The sequence below is a fragment of the Stieleria magnilauensis genome, assembly GCA_007753675.1.
In the GTDB taxonomy this organism is placed as follows: domain Bacteria; phylum Planctomycetota; class Planctomycetia; order Pirellulales; family Pirellulaceae; genus Stieleria; species Stieleria magnilauensis.
On record CP036432.1, the window covers coordinates 8,571,104 to 8,591,641 of the forward strand.

Annotated in this window: 1 protein-coding gene; it reads right to left on the minus strand. The window is 59.2% G+C overall.

Annotation, left to right across the window (positions count from 1 at the left end):
* Positions 1-6: 6 nt before the first annotated feature.
* Positions 7-20,406, minus strand: a complete 20,400-nt coding sequence (locus tag TBK1r_RS39245) for a beta-propeller fold lactonase family protein (RefSeq protein ID WP_419580565.1) — start codon at positions 20,404-20,406, stop codon at positions 7-9.
* Positions 20,407-20,538 lie beyond the last annotated feature (132 nt).

The window sequence follows — 20,538 nt, forward strand, 5'->3', positions numbered from 1 at the left end:
ATCTTTTCAGAACGGTAGCGATCGTAGGAACCGTTGCCCGAAGCGGCCGTAGTCTTGGCCGTCGATGTCGCCGTCACCGTCGCTGTCCAAGGCTTCGTTGTAACCGGGCTGGCCCTCGCTGGTCAGGAATGCAAGTCCGAATCGTCCATAATCTTGGCCGTCGACGTCTCGGTCGCCATCGGTGTCGCCGTAGAGTGCGAAAAAGCTGTCTGCTTCTGTCGCACCGAACTGTAATGCGCCTCCGGCGACGCCGTCACCATCGCCGTCAAACTCGGCCGACGTGCCGGCGCGGCGAACCTTGGAAGGATCGACGGTCAATTGATAGTTCCCATCGACCAGCGCCCCTCCGGATCGCGTGGAATCGCCGCTAAAGGAGAGCGTGACAACCGTATTGCCATCCAAGTCCGTCACGACGGTATGACTGGTGTCGACCGCGACGGGCTGATCACCACGTCGTTGCACCAGGAACGCGTCTGCGTCGATGTCGACGGCACCGTCAAAGATCAATTCAAGTTGATTCACTGTCGATCGCTGCGCCCCGGTGCCGAGCGAACGAGACATCACGTCCACCATGTCCACCAGTTCCAATCGCACCTGTTCGGTCTGGCGAATCACGTCCCAAGCCAAGCCGGCGGGAGCGGGCGGCAGCGTGTCGACGGTGAAACTGTCACCGACCGCGGCGATCGAAATCGATTCGATGTTTTCAAATTCCGTTTGAAACCCGGCCGTTTGTGTCGAGGTCGAATCGAAACCGGTGCGACGGATTCCCGAGTGGGTTGCCAAATACAGGTCGCTTTCGCTGACCGCCAGGTCCGATGTTCCGATGGAAACGTCATCGCCGGCCATTTCGACGGTCACGGCATGAAGCATCGACAGTTCGCCGGTCGCTGGATCGATCGCGTAGGTAGCGATCGTATTCTGATCACGACTGGTCAAGACCGCGACGGAGGCATCAGTCGATAGTTCGATCTGGTCAACATCGAGCAGACCACCAGCGCCCGCGTCGCCGTCGCGAATCGTTTGTACGGCTTGAATCTGACCGGATGTTTCGTCGCGGCGATACACGCGGACTTCATCAGCGACCGGGGACGCGGTGTAGATAAACTGTCCGGTGGCGGATGCGGTGACCGCCAGATCGGTCACGCCGGCTGAGGTCGCGACGGCCAACTCGGTCAGGTACTGAAGGTCCACGCCTGAGCTAAACGAGACATCTGAATAGACGGTTCCGGCGAACGTGAACCCGCTGCCGATCGTCAGGTTGGGATTTTCCGAAGCCACGAACACCCGGCCGAATTGGGTGGTCGCGCGCAGACTCCATGACCGGAAAAACGTCCGGGAAAAATCGGCGGAGTTGTCATCGTCGGTGACGATTAATCGCCAATTGCCGTCGAGCGTCAAGCCATTCAAGACAGACAGCGACTGTTCGGGGCGGTAGGTCCCGCTGCCGGTGTAGGCCAGAATCGAACGCGAGGCCTGGTCGCTCAGCGTTACCGTCCTGGAATCACGGGAACCACCGACGTCATCGAACAGTCGCACCGATCGACCATTCGGCGCGATCAGGAATACGTCCAGCTCATCCATGTCCGCATTGTCGATCTGGACCGTCACATCAAGATCGGTGATCACCGGAACGGTCAGGCGACTGACCCGCAGCGTCCCGGTGGAATCGGTGGTCAAGACCCTTGACTCTGAATCGGTCGAGTCGGTGACGAAGGCGGCCGCGGTTTCGGAACCCAAGGGCGTCGTTTCAATGACGGTCGTCAGGGATCCATCGGCAGCCCGCGACAGTGTGACAAACGACCCGCTGCCGACGATAATCGTTTCACCGTCGCCGGAAATTTCGAAGATCGGGTCGTCAAGTGACACCGACACCGCGATCGAGCCGACGAGTGTGACCTGTCCCGAGGCGGTGTCTCGATTTAAGATGGCCACTCGACCCTCGTCTGCAGCCGTGACATAGAGGTTCTGGCCGTCTGGACTGATCAAGACATCCGATGCACCGCCCAAAATGTTGATGCCGTTGACGCCGTCGCGGAGAGATTGACGAAGCGTCCCGTCAACGGCATCGATCACGAACAGCGAGTCGTCTGCAGCGCTGACCGCATACAACGTGTCGCCGTTGGGGCTGAGTGCGATCGCATCGAACTGATCGGTGACGTCATTGACGCGCAGGACGTCGCCGGACAGGGTCGCCATTTGACCGGCGGCAAGGATCTGGTTGTCGACGACGTTGCTTGCCCCTGCGACCGAAGCGGTCAGGTCGACGTCGCCTTCGGGGACCAAGGTGATCCAGACGCTGCGGGCGGGCAACGCGTTGAGAACATGCGCCCCACCGGGGCCGGTTCCAGCGGCACCACCGAAGGCCGGATCGATCTGCCGTCCGCCGAGGGCTAACGGCACGGTCGTCGCGCCGGCTCCTCCGTTGACGATCAATCTCGGATCGGCCAAGTATTGATGCGTCAGGTTGGCGACCACCAAGACATCGTAGCCGACGAAATCTTCGTTTGTCGTTTCATCGCGGTCGGTATCCAACTGGTCCAGCCGCAGAATTCCGACGATGGCATCGGTGCCGGCGAGATCACGGAAGGCGTCAAAGTCGTCTGCGTTGAACTCAGTCAACAACCCGAATGCCTCGGCACCACCGAGCACATCGGGAATGCGAGGAGTCAACGGGCTGCCCTGGACGAAGGGATTGCTGCGCGAGATCAGACCGGGCTGGGCGGTGCCGTCGAAGCGGCTGATGGTGCCATTGCCGCTGACCAAGACCGGATCGACGACGGCGGTGTTGCTGCCGATCAAGATTCGTCCGTGGTCGGACGGGACACCGCGGCCGTTGAGTCCGCCGCTGGCATCGATCAAGACATCGGCGGTCAGGTTCAGCGACGAAGCAAACCATTTGACGCTTCCGGCGGCTCCACCGGAGCCTGCCCCGCCGTCGCCGCCCTTGCCGCCGTTGCCGCCTTTCCCACCATCGCCTCCGTTGCCGCCATCGCCACCGTTGCCGGGCAAGAATGGGATGCTGTCGTCTTCGTAATTGCCTTCGAAGCCTTCATCACCCGAATATCCGACTTCGCCGAGATAGCCGACTTGAATCGCATCGGCCAACTCACCGGGCGTGCCATCACTGCCGGCGATCGAGACGGATGTTCCGAGCTGATTGGCATCGTGATCGGGGGCGAAGACCACACGGCCGGCGGCAATGATCTCCAACGCCCCGCCGCCATTTCCGCCGTCGCCACCGTAGCCTCCCTCAGTGCCCTCGCCGCCGTCACCGCCGAAACCACCGTCGCCTCCATATCCGCCTTCGCCACCTTCGTTATAGGGGTATTCGATTTCGCCTTCGTCATCGAGGAAGCCGCCGACGGCTCCACCGCCGCCACCGCCGCCGCCAGCGCCACCGCCTCCACCACCGCCTCCGCCACCCGCTCCCCCGCCTCCTCCGCCGCCGGCTCCGCCACCACCGCCGGTGATGATCAAAGCATCCAGTGGGACGGTTCGGGCGAGAGTTGCGTCGACACCTGCCACACCGTTCTCTCCATTGAGTCCGGCTTCGCCAGCGGTGCCATGGAAACCGTTCCGGCCATCGAACGCATTCCGTCCGTCGCTCCCCTCGACCTCGACCGAATCTCCGCCTTCCCCGCCATCACCTTCCGTACCGGCGATTCCTTCTCCGCCTCCGAACCCATCTCGGCCACCGGCGCCGAACAGTCCGGGATTGCCGCCGTTGATTCCCGCTTGCCCCGATTCACCTGGTTCGCCGGCGGTTCCCTGGAATCCGGGGTCACCGGCGAAGGCGATTTTCCCAAATTCGCCTTCTTCGCCCGGCGTGAAATCATCAAATAAAGCACCGAAGCCGCCACCGCCGCCGTACCCGTTTTCACCGCCAAAGCCACCTTCGCCGCCGAACCCGCTGCTGCCTGCCTCGCCTCGCGTTCCGCCACCCGGGCCCGGGGAATCCTCCGTCGCGGCGAATTCGAAGACCACGTTGTCGCCGATATAAATGTCTCCGGCGACGTAGAACGAAACGCCTCGGGCGCGACTGCCGACGACGCGGACGACCGAATTGTCGGGCAGGTACAAGTCGCCCGCGAAACGAAACTGGGCGATCGTGCCGTCGGCAATGTGTTCGGCGTAGAACCTCGTTCGATTGAAAATACTGGACGATCCCGCCAGCGTTAACGCCGCGGTGTCGATGTCGACCTGCCGGGAGCTCGCGATCGGGGTCAGCATCGGCGTGATCGGCAGCGCGTACGACTCAGGGACGATGGCGTATTGCAGGTTGTCCATCGTTACGCCGTCGGATTGCAATTCCAGCGACTTGAGTCCGGAGAAGCTTGACGGCAGCGACTTGCGAACGAACCCTTGGCCCGCCGGAATTCGCATCTCGGAAACAACCAACGACGAGTCGATCGTCAATCCCGCCCAGCGGATCAATTGTTCGTGATCGGTTTGCCAGACATCGACGGCGAACACTCCGAAACCCATCCCGTCGGTCGGGTTGGTGATGGTGACGTTTTCGACCAGCGCGGCATTGCCCATTCCAACCGCTGCGCCAAGGGTCGGACTTGTTCCGGACGCCGAAAACTGCAATCCGCCCTCGGTGTATTGCGTCACGTCGGACACCAGCGAATCGAACCCGATGCGCTGACCGACCGAGGGATAAACCATTCGGGCCGAGTCACCGATCAGCAACGAGACCGGATTCAGATCGATCGTCGGTCCCAGCAACCGACCGTCGGGGGCGGCCGCCGAATCAGCCGCTTCGACCGCGAGTGTGTCCGCCGCTGCGCCTCCAGAAATTCGAATCCGTGTGTCTGGATCAGCGTGGAACACCGTGACGGCCGGATCGGTTGTGTCCATCCGCCGCGCCGAGACGCTGCCGTCGCTGTGGCGCACCCAAGCGGTCGGTTGTGAGCTGGTTTGGTCATCCAGTGCCACGGTCTCGACACCGAACCAAACATCGTCAAATAAGTCGGCCGTGGGCAAGGGATTCATCCCCACCGACACCACGTCATTGCCAGCGTCACCGAACAACTGCAGCCCGGTCGGATGCGACGACGTGATTCGGAACTCGTCGTTTCCTTCGCCGCCGCCAAATCGAACGGGCGCGTCCAATCCCGACGCAAAGTGAAACACATCATCCCCTGTTCCCAAGCGGCCTTCGTAATCTTCAAAGTCAGCCAATCTCACTTGCGATGTCCACCCACCGGCGAGTTGTCCCCAGCCGACAACGACCTGTCCGGCATCAACATCGAACGACCCGTCGGTGATGGCGACGTCCAGTTCGCTTTGATCCAACACGAACTGATCGCGGCCCCGTCCGCCCTCGACGGTGATCGAAGCATTGACTCGGTCGGCAACGAGTCGATCGTCTCCGTCGCCCAGGAAAAGCTGCAACAACTCGTTGGGGTCGGTCAGTCGGACGTTGTCGCGACCCTGTCCCAACTGGATCGATGAAGCCAGAAGAGGAGCGTCAATGATCAGGTCGTAATCGATTTTGTCCGCCCCCAGGAACGTCACTGCAGGCGAGGGGGCCCCAGCGGCGCTGCGAATCGTGACGTTGGAACCGCCGAAACCGCGGAATGTGTCACCGCTGAACCAACCCACTTTCGTCGACCGTGCGTCATCGTGTCGGTCGTCCAAGAGCACCGTTGCCGGCAGACTGCCGGAATCGATGATCAATGGAGAATCGATGTCGGACAGCGAGCTAGGGAACCAGGGAATGTTGGTCAGTCCCGGCGTGCCGACGGTGGTTTCGGCGGTGTCGCCCGTGAATCGAACAGTGGTTTCGCCCCAATAATCCGGTGTTTGAGGAACGTAGACCTGGGACGCCGGAGTCACCAAGGTCATCGACGTTGCCGAGGACGACGCAATCAGTCGTCTCGAAGGGCGAATCGTTTGAGTGATCGGGACGGCAGAGACACCCGATCCGGTAATCAACCACGGGTGCCGTGCTTCGACCGGAACGTTCGTTTGGTTGACTTCGATGGCAAAACCATTCGCTTCGATCCATTTGTAAGCTTCGTTGTCGGCGACGAACGCACCGTCGACATCGATCGTCAGTTGATTGTCGCCCCCACCTCCCTCGACGAAATACTGTTGTGTCGAAAGATCGATGGTGTTCGGCACGGCTCCGACCGACAATTGAACGTGGTCAGCCGGCGATCCGGTGTGGACGCGAACACGCTCGACTGAGCTGTCGTATCGGACTCCGTCTGCATCGAGACCGCTGACACGATCGGACTCGATCCTGACGTCCGATGGCAATGCGGACAGCGCGGCGTCAAAGAAGACTTCGTCGTCGACGCCTGTCGCTTGGATGGTGAAGGCTTCGGTGATGTCCGCCCGTTGGCCTTCCTTTCCGATCGTCCACAAATTCACGCCGCCGCTCGTGGAGAAATCGACCGGACCGCTTGTCGCGTGAACGGTGAACTGATTCGTGCCACCGGAGTCGGTCAACGTGTTGCTGACGCCTTCTGCTGTATCGCGAATCAGCAGGTTGTCTTGTGATGCACCCAGCCGCAATTCCAAACTGGCGATTCCGGTGTAGTAAACTCCGAACGCCGATGCCAATCCGTCGATCGCGTCGAACTCCGTTTCATCCTCCAACAAGAACCCCGTGACAAACGCGTTGGGCAGATTCAGATCAAATCCGCTGGTGGTGAACAGCCGGATTTCTTCCACGTCGCCATCGACCGCGTAGTCGACTTCAATCATCACGCCGATGCTCGACGACAACATCGCATCTTCGGCGATCGAGACCACGCCATCGGTGACCACCACATCGAACGGATGGTTCGTCGCAAACGACTGGAACTCCGCCAGGGATGCGAATTCTTGAATGGCAACGCCCGGTAGAAAACGGAGTGATGTTTCTAGACCGGGGTTGGCCAGCATCTGGTCGATCAGACCGGTTTGTCGAATCCGATGTAAATCGCGGATCTTGTTGCTGACTGCGTTTTCCAACAACGCAGCAGAGATTCCGACGGGCACAATCGGTTCCAAAATGGCCAGGTTGGTCGTCAGCGATCGGGTCTCGATCACCTTGCGTTGCAGCACGCCGAGACCGCTGCCGTCGACTTGGCCATCGTTGTCTCCGTCGAGGTGGGACAGGGTGTTGTCGATGATCAATTGATCGCCGCCGGCGAATCGATTCCCATCGACAATCACCGGCCCGTCGAGACGTCCCAAGTGCCGTGCCTCGGGCATGGTGATCGTTTCCGAATACGCCGGAACGGTGATCTGTTCGGGCACCAGTAGGTCAGCTTGCGGGGTCCGAATGGTCCGGGTGCCATAGCGGGCGGACACATAGACTCGCGTATAGATCGGAAACAGTTTGAACAGGGGAATGCCGTAACCGATGATCTTGCTGTAGGAATAGGCCGGCCGAATCAGGTAAGACTCGGTCGTGATGATGTCCGGCTGCGGGATACGATTGATCCGCGTGTATGTGGATTCGGGAATCAGGATATCCAAACCTCGTTGGCCACCACCGAGGAACACTTGATCGTCGCCGCTACCCGTGTTGATCTGGATTTCCAGTTCAGCCAGCGTGCCATACACGTAGATCCTGTCGTCGCCGGCGCCGGTCAGGATGATCAACCGTTCGACGTTTTTAATTTCGGGGACGACCAGTCCGGCGCCGAAGATCCGCTGAACCGGTTCGCCGTCGATTTCTTCGGTAAAGACGATGAACTCGTCGTCGACCTGTGTGCCCAAGATGACCAGCGTGTCGATCCCGTCGCCTCCGTCGACGTTGACTTGTGCATTACGAACGTAGGAAAGCGTGTCATTCTCACCGGCGGCGGAAATCACATTGACGGTGTTGAGCGACAGCGGTTGGCCCTCGTCACCGGCTTCGTTGGTCGTCAGATGTGCTTGAATGAAAAAGATGTCATCACCGGCTTCTCCGAACAATGAAATCTCGGCAAGGTTGTGGTTGACTTCGAAGTAGTCGTTGCCGCTGCCGCCATAAAAGCTGGTGGGGAACGACACACCGTCGGTGATCTGGTCGACGACGTCGATCACGCCCAGCGTCGGATGGTTGAAGGTTTTCGTCGACAGGATGTTTCCGATGAAGAAACGGTCACTGCCGTCGTCCCCGTAAATCGACATCTCCGTTGCGGTGTCGTCGGTGATGAACAGGTCATCGCCCGCGAGGCCACGCAGCGTGACCAACTCCGTCGTGAAGTACTGAACCTCTTGCCGATAAAGTGTCGCCAGTTGAGGGCTGCGGACGACCAAGTCCGTCGTGAACTGCGTCAGCACTGCGAACAACGAATCCAGCGAATCGCCTTGTTGTGGCAGGTAACGTTGGATCGCTCCGCCGCCCAGTCGTAAGACGTCGTCGTCGTGTGTTCCGACGACCGTCAACTCGTCCAGTCCACTCGCACCGGTGTCTTCGATCCGCAAGATCGAATCGCTGGTGCCGGCGACCGTCACATTCAGCGAGATCTCATAGATGTCGCTTCCGATTCCCCCGTCGAACGTCGCGTCGCCGCTGAATCCGTCCACGACGAAGCGATTGACGTCGGTGGGTTCATTGCCGCTGACGAGATCAAATCCGAACAAGGAGACCGATGAGAAGATCGCCATCGGTTCGGTTTCTTCCAAAACGACACCGCGTTGGGTTTCTCCGACAACGCTCGGCGCCAATTCGGCGATCGTCAACGAAGCGTCACTGAGTATGAAGTTGGCGTCGCGTGATTCAAACAGCGTGTTTGCACCCCCGGCATCGAGGAACACGTCGACGCCGCGTCCGCCGGTGTACAGGTCGTCTCCCAAGCCGCCGTCAAGCGTGTCAACGAAGGGAGTCCCGATCAAGACGTCGTGACCGTCACCGGCGAACATGGAAAGTTCGACAAGCGAGGCGGAGATGTCGCCGGCGTCGATTTTGTCGTCACCGGCAAACGTTTCGATGATCAACTGATCGCCGCGTTCGACGCTGGCGTTGCTGATCGAAAACTGAATGCTGTTTTCGATCGAGCCGGAAATCGTTTGGTCATCGCTGCGAACGGTGATTGAATCTTCGCCCGCAGTGCCTCGCAGTCGCAGTGTATCGGTGTCGAAGTCGATGCCATACTCCGGCGTGATGAAGACCTCTTCGATCGCGTTGCCCTGGCTATCCAGAAGCGGATTTCCGTCTGGGTCGAAGACGGGAATGGATCGCTGGCGCGACCGTTCGACGTTGCGAAGTTCAAACAACGCCGGGATCGATTCCGAGTCCATTTCCCAGACCGGTTGGCCCGCCTCGTCGACGACTCCGTCGCCATCGATCTCTTGGAAGAAGATGAGCGTGCTGTCTTCGGTCAAACTTCCCAGGATCGGGGCGCCGCCGGCGTCGTATCGGTAACTTGCCCCTGCGGATAGCTGCTGGCGACGGAATGGCTCGGTGGTGGCGTCTGTCGACATACCTTCGTCGAGCGTTTGCGACGCATCGAAGACCCGGCGCACCTGGCGATAATCGATTTTCGCCCTGGTTTCAAAGGTCACGAAAATCGGCTCGCCATTGGACAGCACCGCGGTGCCGCCGCTGTGCGATTGGACCAAGGCGACCTGGCCATCGGGAAGTGTCTGTTCGGTCAACGTTGGCGTGCCGTCCGCTTCGAAATCGTACGATCCACCCTCGAAGGTCCGACGATAAAAGCTTGTCGCGGTTGTGGTGTCGGCGTCGAAGGGATCGTCAAGGGAAAAGATCTGTGCAAGATTCGATCCATCCTCGATCAGCGTTTCCCCCGTCTTGAGTGGTTCGGTCACCGGGACGAATTCCAGAATCTCGCCCGTACCGAAGTCGACGTCGACGTTCTGCAGGGTGGTCGAGGTCACATCATCAAGCGTCACCGAATCGGCGCCAGCTTCCAGGCGGATGATCACTCGTTGGAATTGTTGCAGCAGAAACGTGTCGGTTTGGAATTGATCCGGCAAAAGCTCCGACTGATACGACAGCATGACGTCTACCGGATTCGCCAACGACGGAGCGATGGTGACGGTATCGTCGATTCGATCTTCGATGGAAATCAGCCGGATCGTATCGAGGTCTTCGACGATTTCGCCGTCCACCGTTTTGGTCGACTGGCCGCCGAGGATCAATGCATCGGTACCGTCGCCGACCATCCATTCGAACGTATCTTCGCCGTGATTGCCGCGGAGCGTATCGACGTCAGGGCCACCGGTGATGGTATCCGGGCCGCCCTGGCCCCAAATCACGTCGTCGCCGCGACCGCCGAGCAGAAAATCTTGTTCACCGGCTGGTTCAACGGTGGTGGTACCGTCGCCGGCAATCGAGATCACATCGCCATAGATCTCGTCGTTTCCGTCCCCACCGTCGATGCGGTCTTCGCCCTCGCCACCGACGATGAAATCTTCACCGCCGTCACCGGTGATCGCATCATCGCCACTGCCGCCATCGAGGGTGTCATCGCCTTCGCCGCCACCGATCAAGTCGTTTCCGCTGCCGCCGCTGATCGAATCGTCGCCGCCCATGCCGCCCAGAACGTCGTCGCCGGCACCGCCGTCAATCAGATCGGCTTCGTCCGAGCCGATGATCGTGTCGTGTCCGGCACCGCCGAACAGCGTTCGGCTGGCGCCCAACGACGAATGAACTTCGATCGTGTCGTTGCCTGCGCCGCCGTGAATCTCGATCGCCGCGGTGACATCGGCCGAGATGATGTATTCGTCATCGTTGGGTGTACCGGCGATGAAGAGTTTCGACACCGTGGCAGGGTCAAATTCTTCGCGATTACCACGTGAGCGAACAACGATCCGCAAGTGTTGTGTGTTGTCGGTCGGATCACCGGGTGTGGCGTCGACCATCTTTTGTTCGACCAGATACTTTTCGCCCCGATTGGGATCGACCGGTTCTCCGGGACCGGGTTCGTACTTCAGCGTGACCACCTCATCGGTCTGCGAAGCGATCGTGGCATTGGGATTGGGGCAGCTGAAATTGAACTCCGCAAGCACGGCGCTGAAGAACGTCTTGCGTGCTTCGAACACCGTGACTTTGCCAAAAATCCCCAAATCCAGTCCGACCCAAAAGAAGGCATCCAAGAACGTCGAGAGCCGTCCCGTGGTGTCGAACAGACATTGAACCCCTTGGTCGAGTCGTTGATCCAACTCGCTGAATCGCAGTTTTCCGTCGTAGACGTCGACTCCCGCGATCGCTGGATCGGGAACGTCATTCAAGTCAAAACCGACATCTGCGCGTATTCCGCCTTCGACCCCAGCCTCAATCAATCCCGCGATACCGACCGACGCTCCGGCAGTGATCGTGGAGCTGAGTGTGACTTCCGGCAAATCCGAACGAATGGAACCGTCGCCGTTGAACGTGACCTGATCGTCGACATAAAACCCTTGAAAGATCGTTTCGGCTTCCGTGATCGCATAGTTGCCTTCTTCTTTCCACTGGCGAATGCCCGAGGTGTCAAAACCGAAGATGAAATCGGTGTCCGCCTGAACCCGACCGCCCAAGCGTGCGTTGAGGCCGGCGAAGATTGGAAACGATTTGCCGTACTGGAAGTTCAGGTTCAAACCCGGCATCTCGTACTTGAATAAATCGACGTCTTTGCCCAGCAGCAACCCGAACGCGGCAAAGGGATCGGTCAGCAGCGGAAACTCAATCGACCCCTTGGTGGTGCCGATCTTTTCGGTCACCCGTTTGGTCTTGGGGTTCGTCGACTGGTCCAGTTGCGATGTCGTGTCTTTGGCGCGATCGGTTGACGGTGTGCCGCTACCGCCGGGTGATCGGACTTCATCACCGATTTTGAAACTGCCGAAATCAATGATCAATGACTCACCCTGGGAGTCGTTGAGAAAGGCCTCGACGCTGTCGACCAATTCGACGACCGCCGCAATCGCCTCGACGCCCTTGGCGACCGGAGCAAACTTCGTCGGTCCCAAAACGACTTTCGCGATGTCGAGCAACGAGGTTTGGGAGGCGCCCAAACTTTTCAGCAACGGGATGTCATCAGTCAACACCGACATGATCGGCTCGAGCGGTTCGGTCACCCGAGCCACTTCGGAAATGACCGGCCCGACGAAGCCGGTGATGAATTCACCCAAGTCCAATTTCACGTCGGCGAATTCAATGATCGGCGAGCCGCCAAACGTTGCCGAGGATCCGCCGGTTCCGAATTCGATTTCGGCGAACAATTGGTCGTAATGCAACGTCGTCGTCAGATTCGGCAATTGCAATCCGTTGGCTTCGGGCAATTGCACGGTCGCGTCTAGATCGACGTTTGCATCGGCGACCAAGCGGCCTTGAATGCCAAGACTTTCCAGTTTCAGGGGCGCCCATCGTCCGTTGCCGTCTCCGTCCTGCAGGTCGATTTCGAATCGACCTCTCAAACCGCTGGAACCATCGGCGTCATCGATTTCGTCGATTTGAACTTGCAAGAAACCGAGTTCACCGGTCAGTGATGCTCCGGGGGCGAGTGTTGCCGAAAGTTCGAGAGAGAACTCCGCGCCGCTATCGGTCACGCCGTTGGTGTCGACGTAAAACCAATCGCCGCTGGAAAGGCCAAACCCGAACCCGAACACGTAATCCATCTGGATGGTGATCGCGCTGTCGTCTTCCGAGCGGAGCCCCAGACCGGGCACGCTGGCATCGAAGGTCAGCGGCACCGTGATGTCTTCAAACACTTTTCCCGAAAGGACAAGATTGAATTGGACGGCGTCGTCTCGGATCGTCAGGCCGATGTCTTCAGGCGTTTGGATGTGCTTGAGCAGCAGCCGTCCTTCGCCGTCGAACTGCAAACGTCCTTTCGAATCCAAGTCCGGCACCATCAGCGCGCCGTCCCCCAGCTTGCTGACCAATTTGAACAGCTCCGCACGAACCAAATCCAGGACTGTTTCGTCGTTCGCGATTGCCGATTCCAACGCCGCCCCCAATCGTGCGTCATAGCCGGCATCGCCGTAGTAGTAGAATCCGCCGGCGTTGGGCACGCCTTGCTTGATTCCCAACAAGTCGTCTTCGAGCGCGGCGACAAACGACGCGGCATCTTTGAGTGCATCGCCGGCCAGTGGCAGCCCGAGTTCGGCGAATTTTGCATCCAGATCGGAATTTAGACCCGCGAACAGTTGCTCCAATCCATCCAGCAGGTGTTGCGGATCATTGATCATTGCCCCCAGCCCGAACAGTTCCTTCACACCCGGGCCGGACAGGTCATAGTCAAAATCGCCGCCGCTGAAGCCTTGGCTTTCCATCGAAACACCGACGTGCAGCACGTTGTCGCCGAAGCCGTTGTCGTCGTTGTCCTCGGTCGTGCCTCCGACGGGAATATCGTCACCCAGATACACCGGCAGTGACAGATCGGCCCGTCCAGCGACGGAGATCTCTAGATCGTCCGCACTGATCTGGCCGACTTCGTGACGCCCCTCGTCGTTGTCTTGGAGTCCGTAAGACGCCCGAACATCAATCTCTGCGGTGGCCTGTTTGATCGAGAACCCGATGGTGCCCAGCGACGTGTTTTCACTCTGGCCGATCAAATCCGCCAAATCCAATCGGACATCCAAATCCACCGGCTGGGAAAGACCTGCGGTTGCGGAGACAAACACTTCTGACGCGTCGGTGAAGTACGACACCGGATTCAAGACGTCGCTCAAATCGTACCCGAACCCGAATCGGATTCCGCCCGAACCCGTCACATCCAATTTGATTTGCCCGTCCGAATCGCCCAGTCGCACATCCAGAGCGTCCAGGTCCACGGTGACTCCGTCCAGCAGCGGGCTGTTGTCGACGAAGTCTTGGATTTCATCTTGGAACAATGCATTCAGATCCACCGAGAAATCGAACTGCTTGTCGACCAACAGTCGCTCCAGGGCAAAATCGATCAAGAAGTTTGAATCTTGATAGGTGATCGTGAACGGTTCGACCGGTTCTCCAAAGAATTCGCTGACGGCGTCGTTCAGATCGTCGGCGACGCTGGCCAGATGGCTGCCTGCATTGTCCCGCACCCCTTCGATCGCGTTCTTCAACCCGACGATGAAGTCGTCGGTGCCGTCACCGAACAATTCCATCGCACTTTGGTTCAGCCCGGGAATCTTGCGGCCGATCAAACTGCCGTTGACGGGATCTTCGTCGACCAGTTTGTCCAGACCGGCGATGATGCCATTCAGGATCGCATCCAGGCTGACACCGCGGAGCTGAAGAATGTCGCTCAGCTCGGGCACATCAAAGCGAATCCCCGAGACCAGGCTGTCCAACGTTCCGACCGTTTCGCCGAACGTGCCGCGGGCTTGGATCGCAAGTCCGTCGTCGTTGAGTCCGGAGAGAAATCCGTTCAATTGGATCGGCAAGTTGATGTCGACGATCGAATCACTTCCCAGTCGGGGCAACAATTGACCGGCGAGCGAGGTGCCGTTGATCAAGTCGCGGTAGGAGAGACGTTCGTTGGTTTCCAAAATCATCCAGCCACCGATCTCTGCCGTCCCTCCGACGATGCTCAGCCCGATCGGTCCCAGGCTGACGCCCAAGTCAAAGGGCACCAGGTTCCCATCGACGTCGCGCCCGGTGTCAACTTGCAGTTCGGCCACCAACGAGGGCGAATCGACATAGAACTGCCCGCTCGAATCGATCCCGAACTGAAACGTCAAATCAATGCCGGCGCTGACGTTCAGCACCGGAGGCGTAGCACTGTTGACATTGAAACCGAAGTCGGAGGGATTCAATCCGCCCAGCCGTAATTCGTCAAAGTTAATTGCAATCGTTTGGTTGAAGTCAAACGTGGACAAGTCGACGGTGGCGATGAACGACATCGGATTGTTGCCGGCGGCAAAATCAATCTGGTCCAATCCGGCGAGTGTCACGTTGGTGACTTCGTTGCCAACCGTCGCGTTTGCAAATGCATTTTGGATCGGAGTCAGGATGTCGTTTCGCAATCCCGTTTGCAGGTCGCTGGCAAAGGCGGTTCCGTCCAGATCGATGCCGAACACATCAGCCACCGACAGTGATCCCAGCAACGGAATCGAGACGCGTGGGCTGAGCGCTTCGACGAAACGATTGGCCAGACTTTCGCCGTTGTTGGCACCCGCGACCCAGCCCGCAAAGGCCTCCAGCCCGATTTCCAGTTTCGCTTGATCGGCGGTGGCGGCCGAGACGACGTGTTGGTCCGTCGGCGGATCGATGCGTGTTCCCGGCGAAATCGTTTCGTGCATCAACGCGGCTGTGCTGGCATCGCTGCCCAGTCCGATCGACCTGCCCATCTCGTGCATGATGACGTGCAGCAGATCGATGCGATCGCTGTCCAGGACGACGTTGGTCGTGGGGCTGGGATCGACAAACCATCCGTGACCGGCCGCCGTGGGATCGATCTGGATCGTGCCATCGGGAAGCGTCCGCGAAAGCTCACCGAGCGGAAGATGCCCGATGACAACCGTCGGCGTTTCGACAGAAATCGTCGCTCCGCCCCCGGCGATCACCGTGTAGCCGCCGACCACGTTTTGCCATCGCGAGACGGCTTCGGCGATGATCGGGGTCAGATCGGTTGAATCATCCAGTTGCGTCGCAGGGGCTTCGCTGGCAACCAATGGCGGCTGATCGTTGGCCAGCGGATCGATCGTGATCGTGGCACCCACATTACGACTGGCCACACCGGGGGCCAGTTCAGTTTGCGTCGGCGTGTGCTGCAACAGCATGCCGATCTCGTGAACCAACACGGAAAGCAAATCCATGCGGCCGGCTTGGACGGTTGCTGAACCGGTGACATCCCATCCAAAATCGCCTCCGGTGTGATCGATCAGGACATCGCCCGAGTGGTTGCGGTCGGACAGTTGGCCATCGGGAAGATCCCGGATCAGAAACGGCAGATTGTCGCTGACCAGCAAAACCTGTCCGGAGTCCGATCTGATTTCAGACGTGTCACTTGACTCTGCCAGGCCGGCGGTCAGGCCGACCAAGGTTTCGCCGCCGTCGTTGTCCACCAGTCGCAGCGTTTTGCCGTTAAACGCGAGTAAAGCTTGATGGACCAACTCGGAAGGCAACGCACCGATCGGGTTGGCGATGGCCGTCGATAGCCGCCCGGAAACGCCGACGGACGACAACGGTCCAGAGACGCTTCCTGGGGTAGGAACATACACCTGAATCGGCCATTGATCCGCCGCGATCGTTCCGTTCTGGTCACGGATCCGAAGGTCAAACTTTTGGTTCGGTTCGATCGTGATCGTGTGCGGAAGCGTGGTCCCACCACCGTCGGTAAACTGAAAAACAACGTCAGCACCCGACGTCACGATTTCGTAGGTCCAGTCACGCGGAATGCGGGTCAGATCGATCGTGTCTCGTCCGACTGCATGATCGGTCTGCGACGCCGTCGCATTGGAACGCAAGACATCGTGTCCCCATCCTGCCGAATCGGTGGCGGCAAAGTAGAACACGTTGTCGCCGCTGGAGCCGATGAGGGTGTCGTCGCCTTGTCCGGAGACGACGTCGAAGCCGTCGTCCCACGTCAAAAAGTCTTCGGGCGTCGCAGCCGGTTGGTAGGTGACGCTGTGGGTATCGATGTCGATCGTCAAATTTTTGTCGACGCCGCTTTCGAACAGATTCAAAACTCCCTTGACGGTGTCACCCTGGGTGGCAACGAACTCAATTTGAAGGTTGTTGCTGATCAAACTGTCGCCATGCTTGCTGCCGATGACTTTGGTCAAACCTGAGACGCCGAAATCTTCGATGAAGCCCGAGACCGGATTGTCGTATCCAAAGACTTTGGTGACGTCAAAAACCGTTGTCAGACCTTGCAGCCGATGGCCGCCGACACCACTTGCACGGCCCGATGAGGTTGCCGCTGCGGCAAAGGATGGCGGAAGAATGTCACCGTCAAGGGAGTAGGTCTGCACCTTGTTTAATAACTCCTCGAGGAAGGGATGACGATCGCCGTCGACAACGCTGCCCAAGACCTTCTCATCGGCCAGAACATCGACGGTCGGATCCAACGGCGGCCCCGCATCGGGCACGTCGCCGGTGTAATCCGAATAGTCCAGGGTCACGGTTCCGTTGTTGCCAGAATTGATGGTTCCCCTGAGCGTCGCGTCACCGTGGAACCGAACCGTCATGTTGCCCAGTTCCGGTCCTTGCAACGACTCGATGTCCATTGCGAACAGGATGCTGGCTTTGTCGCGCAAAAAGTCCGTGATCGGACCCGTTTCAGGGTCACCGAGCCATTGATTCAAGACCGCGTCGGGCGTCACATCACGCACGACGACAAGATTCGTGTTCAGATTGGGGGCGACGGGACCTTCGAAAAACGGTTCATTTGCACCCGAGATCGAATCACGAGTTGCATCAAAGGCATCGACAGCGCGATCGTAGGAGTAGACGTCGACGACCAGGCTGCCGACCATCCGAGAGAAATCCAACGTGTCGATGGATTCCGGGATTGGCTCGCCGTTGATTTCCAAATCGGGATAGTCAACGATCGCACCGGCACCCCAGAAATTGGTGAAGCTGTAGGTGTCCGGCCCTGCTCCGCCGGCGATCATGTGAAGCCCCGGCAACGGTCGCTCATGGACGAAGCGATTCGACTGACTGTTGCCGTACAGCTTGTTGAAACCGCCGACGTATTCGACGCCGGTGATGCGTCGGGTACCGGCAGGATCCAGTTGCAGATCCAGACCATTGACGGTCCCCGTACGCAAATCGGCGAGATTGCTGAGGTTGTAAATTCCATTGGTGATGTCGACGGTGTGACCGACGTTGAGCCCGTTGGGAATGGACAACTCGGTGCGCGGGATGGGACGGTATCGGAAACCGTCTTTCAGAACGAGGTTCCCCGGGAAGTCGACATCGATCTCATGGAGGTAGGTGTTTTCATTGACGCCGCTGATGATCGTGGTGTCGGCGTCAACGTGGGAAATCCAGATCGAGTCGGCGTACCGGTCGAAAAAGTAATCGTCGATTTGCGTGGGAAGAATACTTTCAATCGTGTCGGTCAGCAGTTGTCCTCGTTTGACCCGCATGCCGACGCTGCCGTCTTCGTTTTTGAAGGGCTCGAATTTGAGCGGAATGGCCGAGTCGGAAAAGTCAAAGGTCAGCGTCGAACCGGATTGTCGTTCCGTTGAGGTGTCAAAGTGCAGGTCTTTCCAGCGATTGCCGATCTGGACGGTTTGGTTGCCCGTTCCCGTGACCACCGTCTTCACCGCCGTCCCCAATCCGCCTTCGGTGTGGAGCTGATTGCCCACGTGATCGCTGGCCGCGATTTGTTCGGATTTCACCTCGAACGTGAAATCAGTGGTCGTGCGGCTGAAGTCGAGTTTATCGGTGCGGAAATCCAGCAAGCCGGTGGTGAGGGTGTCGTTGCCAAATCCGTCTTCGAATTCGAAGGTGTCTTCGCCACCGTTGCCGGCCAACGTGTCATCGCCCGCGCCGCCGACGATCGTGTCATCACCGCTTCCGCCGTCGAGACTGTCGTCGCCCTGGCCGCCGAGCAACACGTCGTCACCGGAGTCGCCACGGATTTGGTCGTCGCCAGCTTCGCCAGACACATAGTCATCATCATCGCCGCCGTGGAGCACGTCGGCACCGGCATCGCCGATGACGGCATCGTTGCCATCGCCACCGTTTAGATCGCTGCCAGTCGTCTCGGCAAACAAAAAGTCTTCGCCGCTTCCGCCGGTGACCGCAACGACGTTGTTGACCGTTCCGCCGACGGCCGGGAAGTCGCCCGCGTCGGCCCCGATCGAAAACCGCACGCCCGAGGGATTCGTCGAAAACAACTGGGGAAACGCGGCGGTGATCGCGTCGATGGCCGCGGCGTCTTGGGGATCCAAGTTCCCGTCTGCCTCGCTGCTCGGCGGATCGTCCGGGACATACAGGTATTTCGCGCCGCCGGTTCCGCCGTCGAAGTCACCAGCCAGCCGGGCGTCTCGTTCCACCGTGACTTCGTCGCGAGCTTGGGTGCCGATGATGCTGCGAACATTCGTCACCCAGAGCTTCTTGCCCGACTCAAACGTGACCGTAACGTTGTTGTGCACGGGGCGACCAGAATCGTGTTTGGCGAGCGTGATTTTGACCTTGCTGGTCAGCCGGGACAGATCCAACACCGCCGTCGGATCCTCGCTGGGCATCAGCGGATTGCCGATCGTGAGCGTCTTGTTGAAGAATCCGTCGACGGCCAGTGAGTCACCGAACGCGTCAAGCACGACGATGGTGTTGGTCCCCGATCCGGCAATGATCCGTTCGATGTGGTTGCTCGCTGCAACTTCATGAACCTGGCCATTTTCTGCCGGCGTGGTGACTTGGATAAATTTCAACGGATTGCCAAGTGTGATCGCTAGGTCCGTCGTGACTTTCGAGAAGTAGAGGGTGTCGCTTCCTTCGCTGGCAGCCTCGTCGACTCGGTCTCTGCCCCAGCCTTCGGCGGGTGAGTTGGCTGCGAAATAGTAATTGTCATCGCCGGGGCCTCCTTCCAAGGTATCGTTTCCGACACTGAAGTCGGCCGCCGGATCGGACGAATCGTGGTCACCGAAGAGCTTGTCGGCCCCGGGACCGCCGTACAATTCGTCATCGCCCGCATCTCCGAATAGCGCGTCGTCCCCGTCGTCACCGGAGGCGATGTCGTTTCCGGGACCTCCGAAGATTTGGTCATTCCCGGCACCGCCCAACAGCGCCGCGGCTTCGAAACCGAACAGTCCTGGAATCCGATCATTGCCATCGCCGCCCAGTAGGGTGTCGTCACCGGCGTCACCACGCAGACCATCGACGAGGTCACCGCCGACGATGCGGTCGTTGCCCTTGCCGCCGCGCAGATCATTCTCGTTGGTATCCGATCGCGCGGTGAGCGTATCGTTTCCACGCCCACCGACGATTTCGATGTTCCCATCCAAGACGTCAAATCGAACGCCCGCCGAACTCGTGGTCGGGCTGGCATTCAGGTCCAAGGTCACCGGCTTGTTCACGCCGCTGGCAAACAACTTGTTCGGGTTGGCATAGTCGCTGGTGTAAGCCAACACGATCCGGTCCGGCGAAACCGGAAAGCCCTCGCGGCCGTTCCCCAGAATGGCTCCCTGGTCCAGTGTCGCGCCCTGTTCGACGATGAAAACGTTTTCCATCGGGCCGGGCACAAGATGCTCGACGTGGGTCGCTGTGGCCTTCTTGCCGCTGGCGCTGGTCACTTCCACGCGGTTCTTGGGCTGAATCCGGAAGGTCAGGTTTTCTGTGACGTTGCGAAAGTCCAGCGTGTCCAGGGACCCGGCCGCGGCGGCGAACTCGTTGATGTTCGTTCCGCTCCAGTCGGCGGTGCCAAATTCATAAACGTCGTTGCCCGCGGCGGGTGCGAAGATCTTGTTCTCCGGGCCGACCGCATTGACCGCCAGCAGTCGCCGAGGTTCAAGCGACTCGATGCTGCTTTGAAACACGCGTCGCCGCTGATCCGTCGCGCGCCTGCGTTGCACACGTCGCCTGGTTGTTGCTCGTTGATCCATCTTCTTGGGGGGGGTGTGTGTCTAGGCTGTGTGGATTTCCCGGCCCGGAGTCTAGTGGTATGCCTCCCACCAAGGTGAGGCAGGTTGGTCGGATCAACCCCCATTTCCCGTGTGTTTTCGCGTGATCTCGCC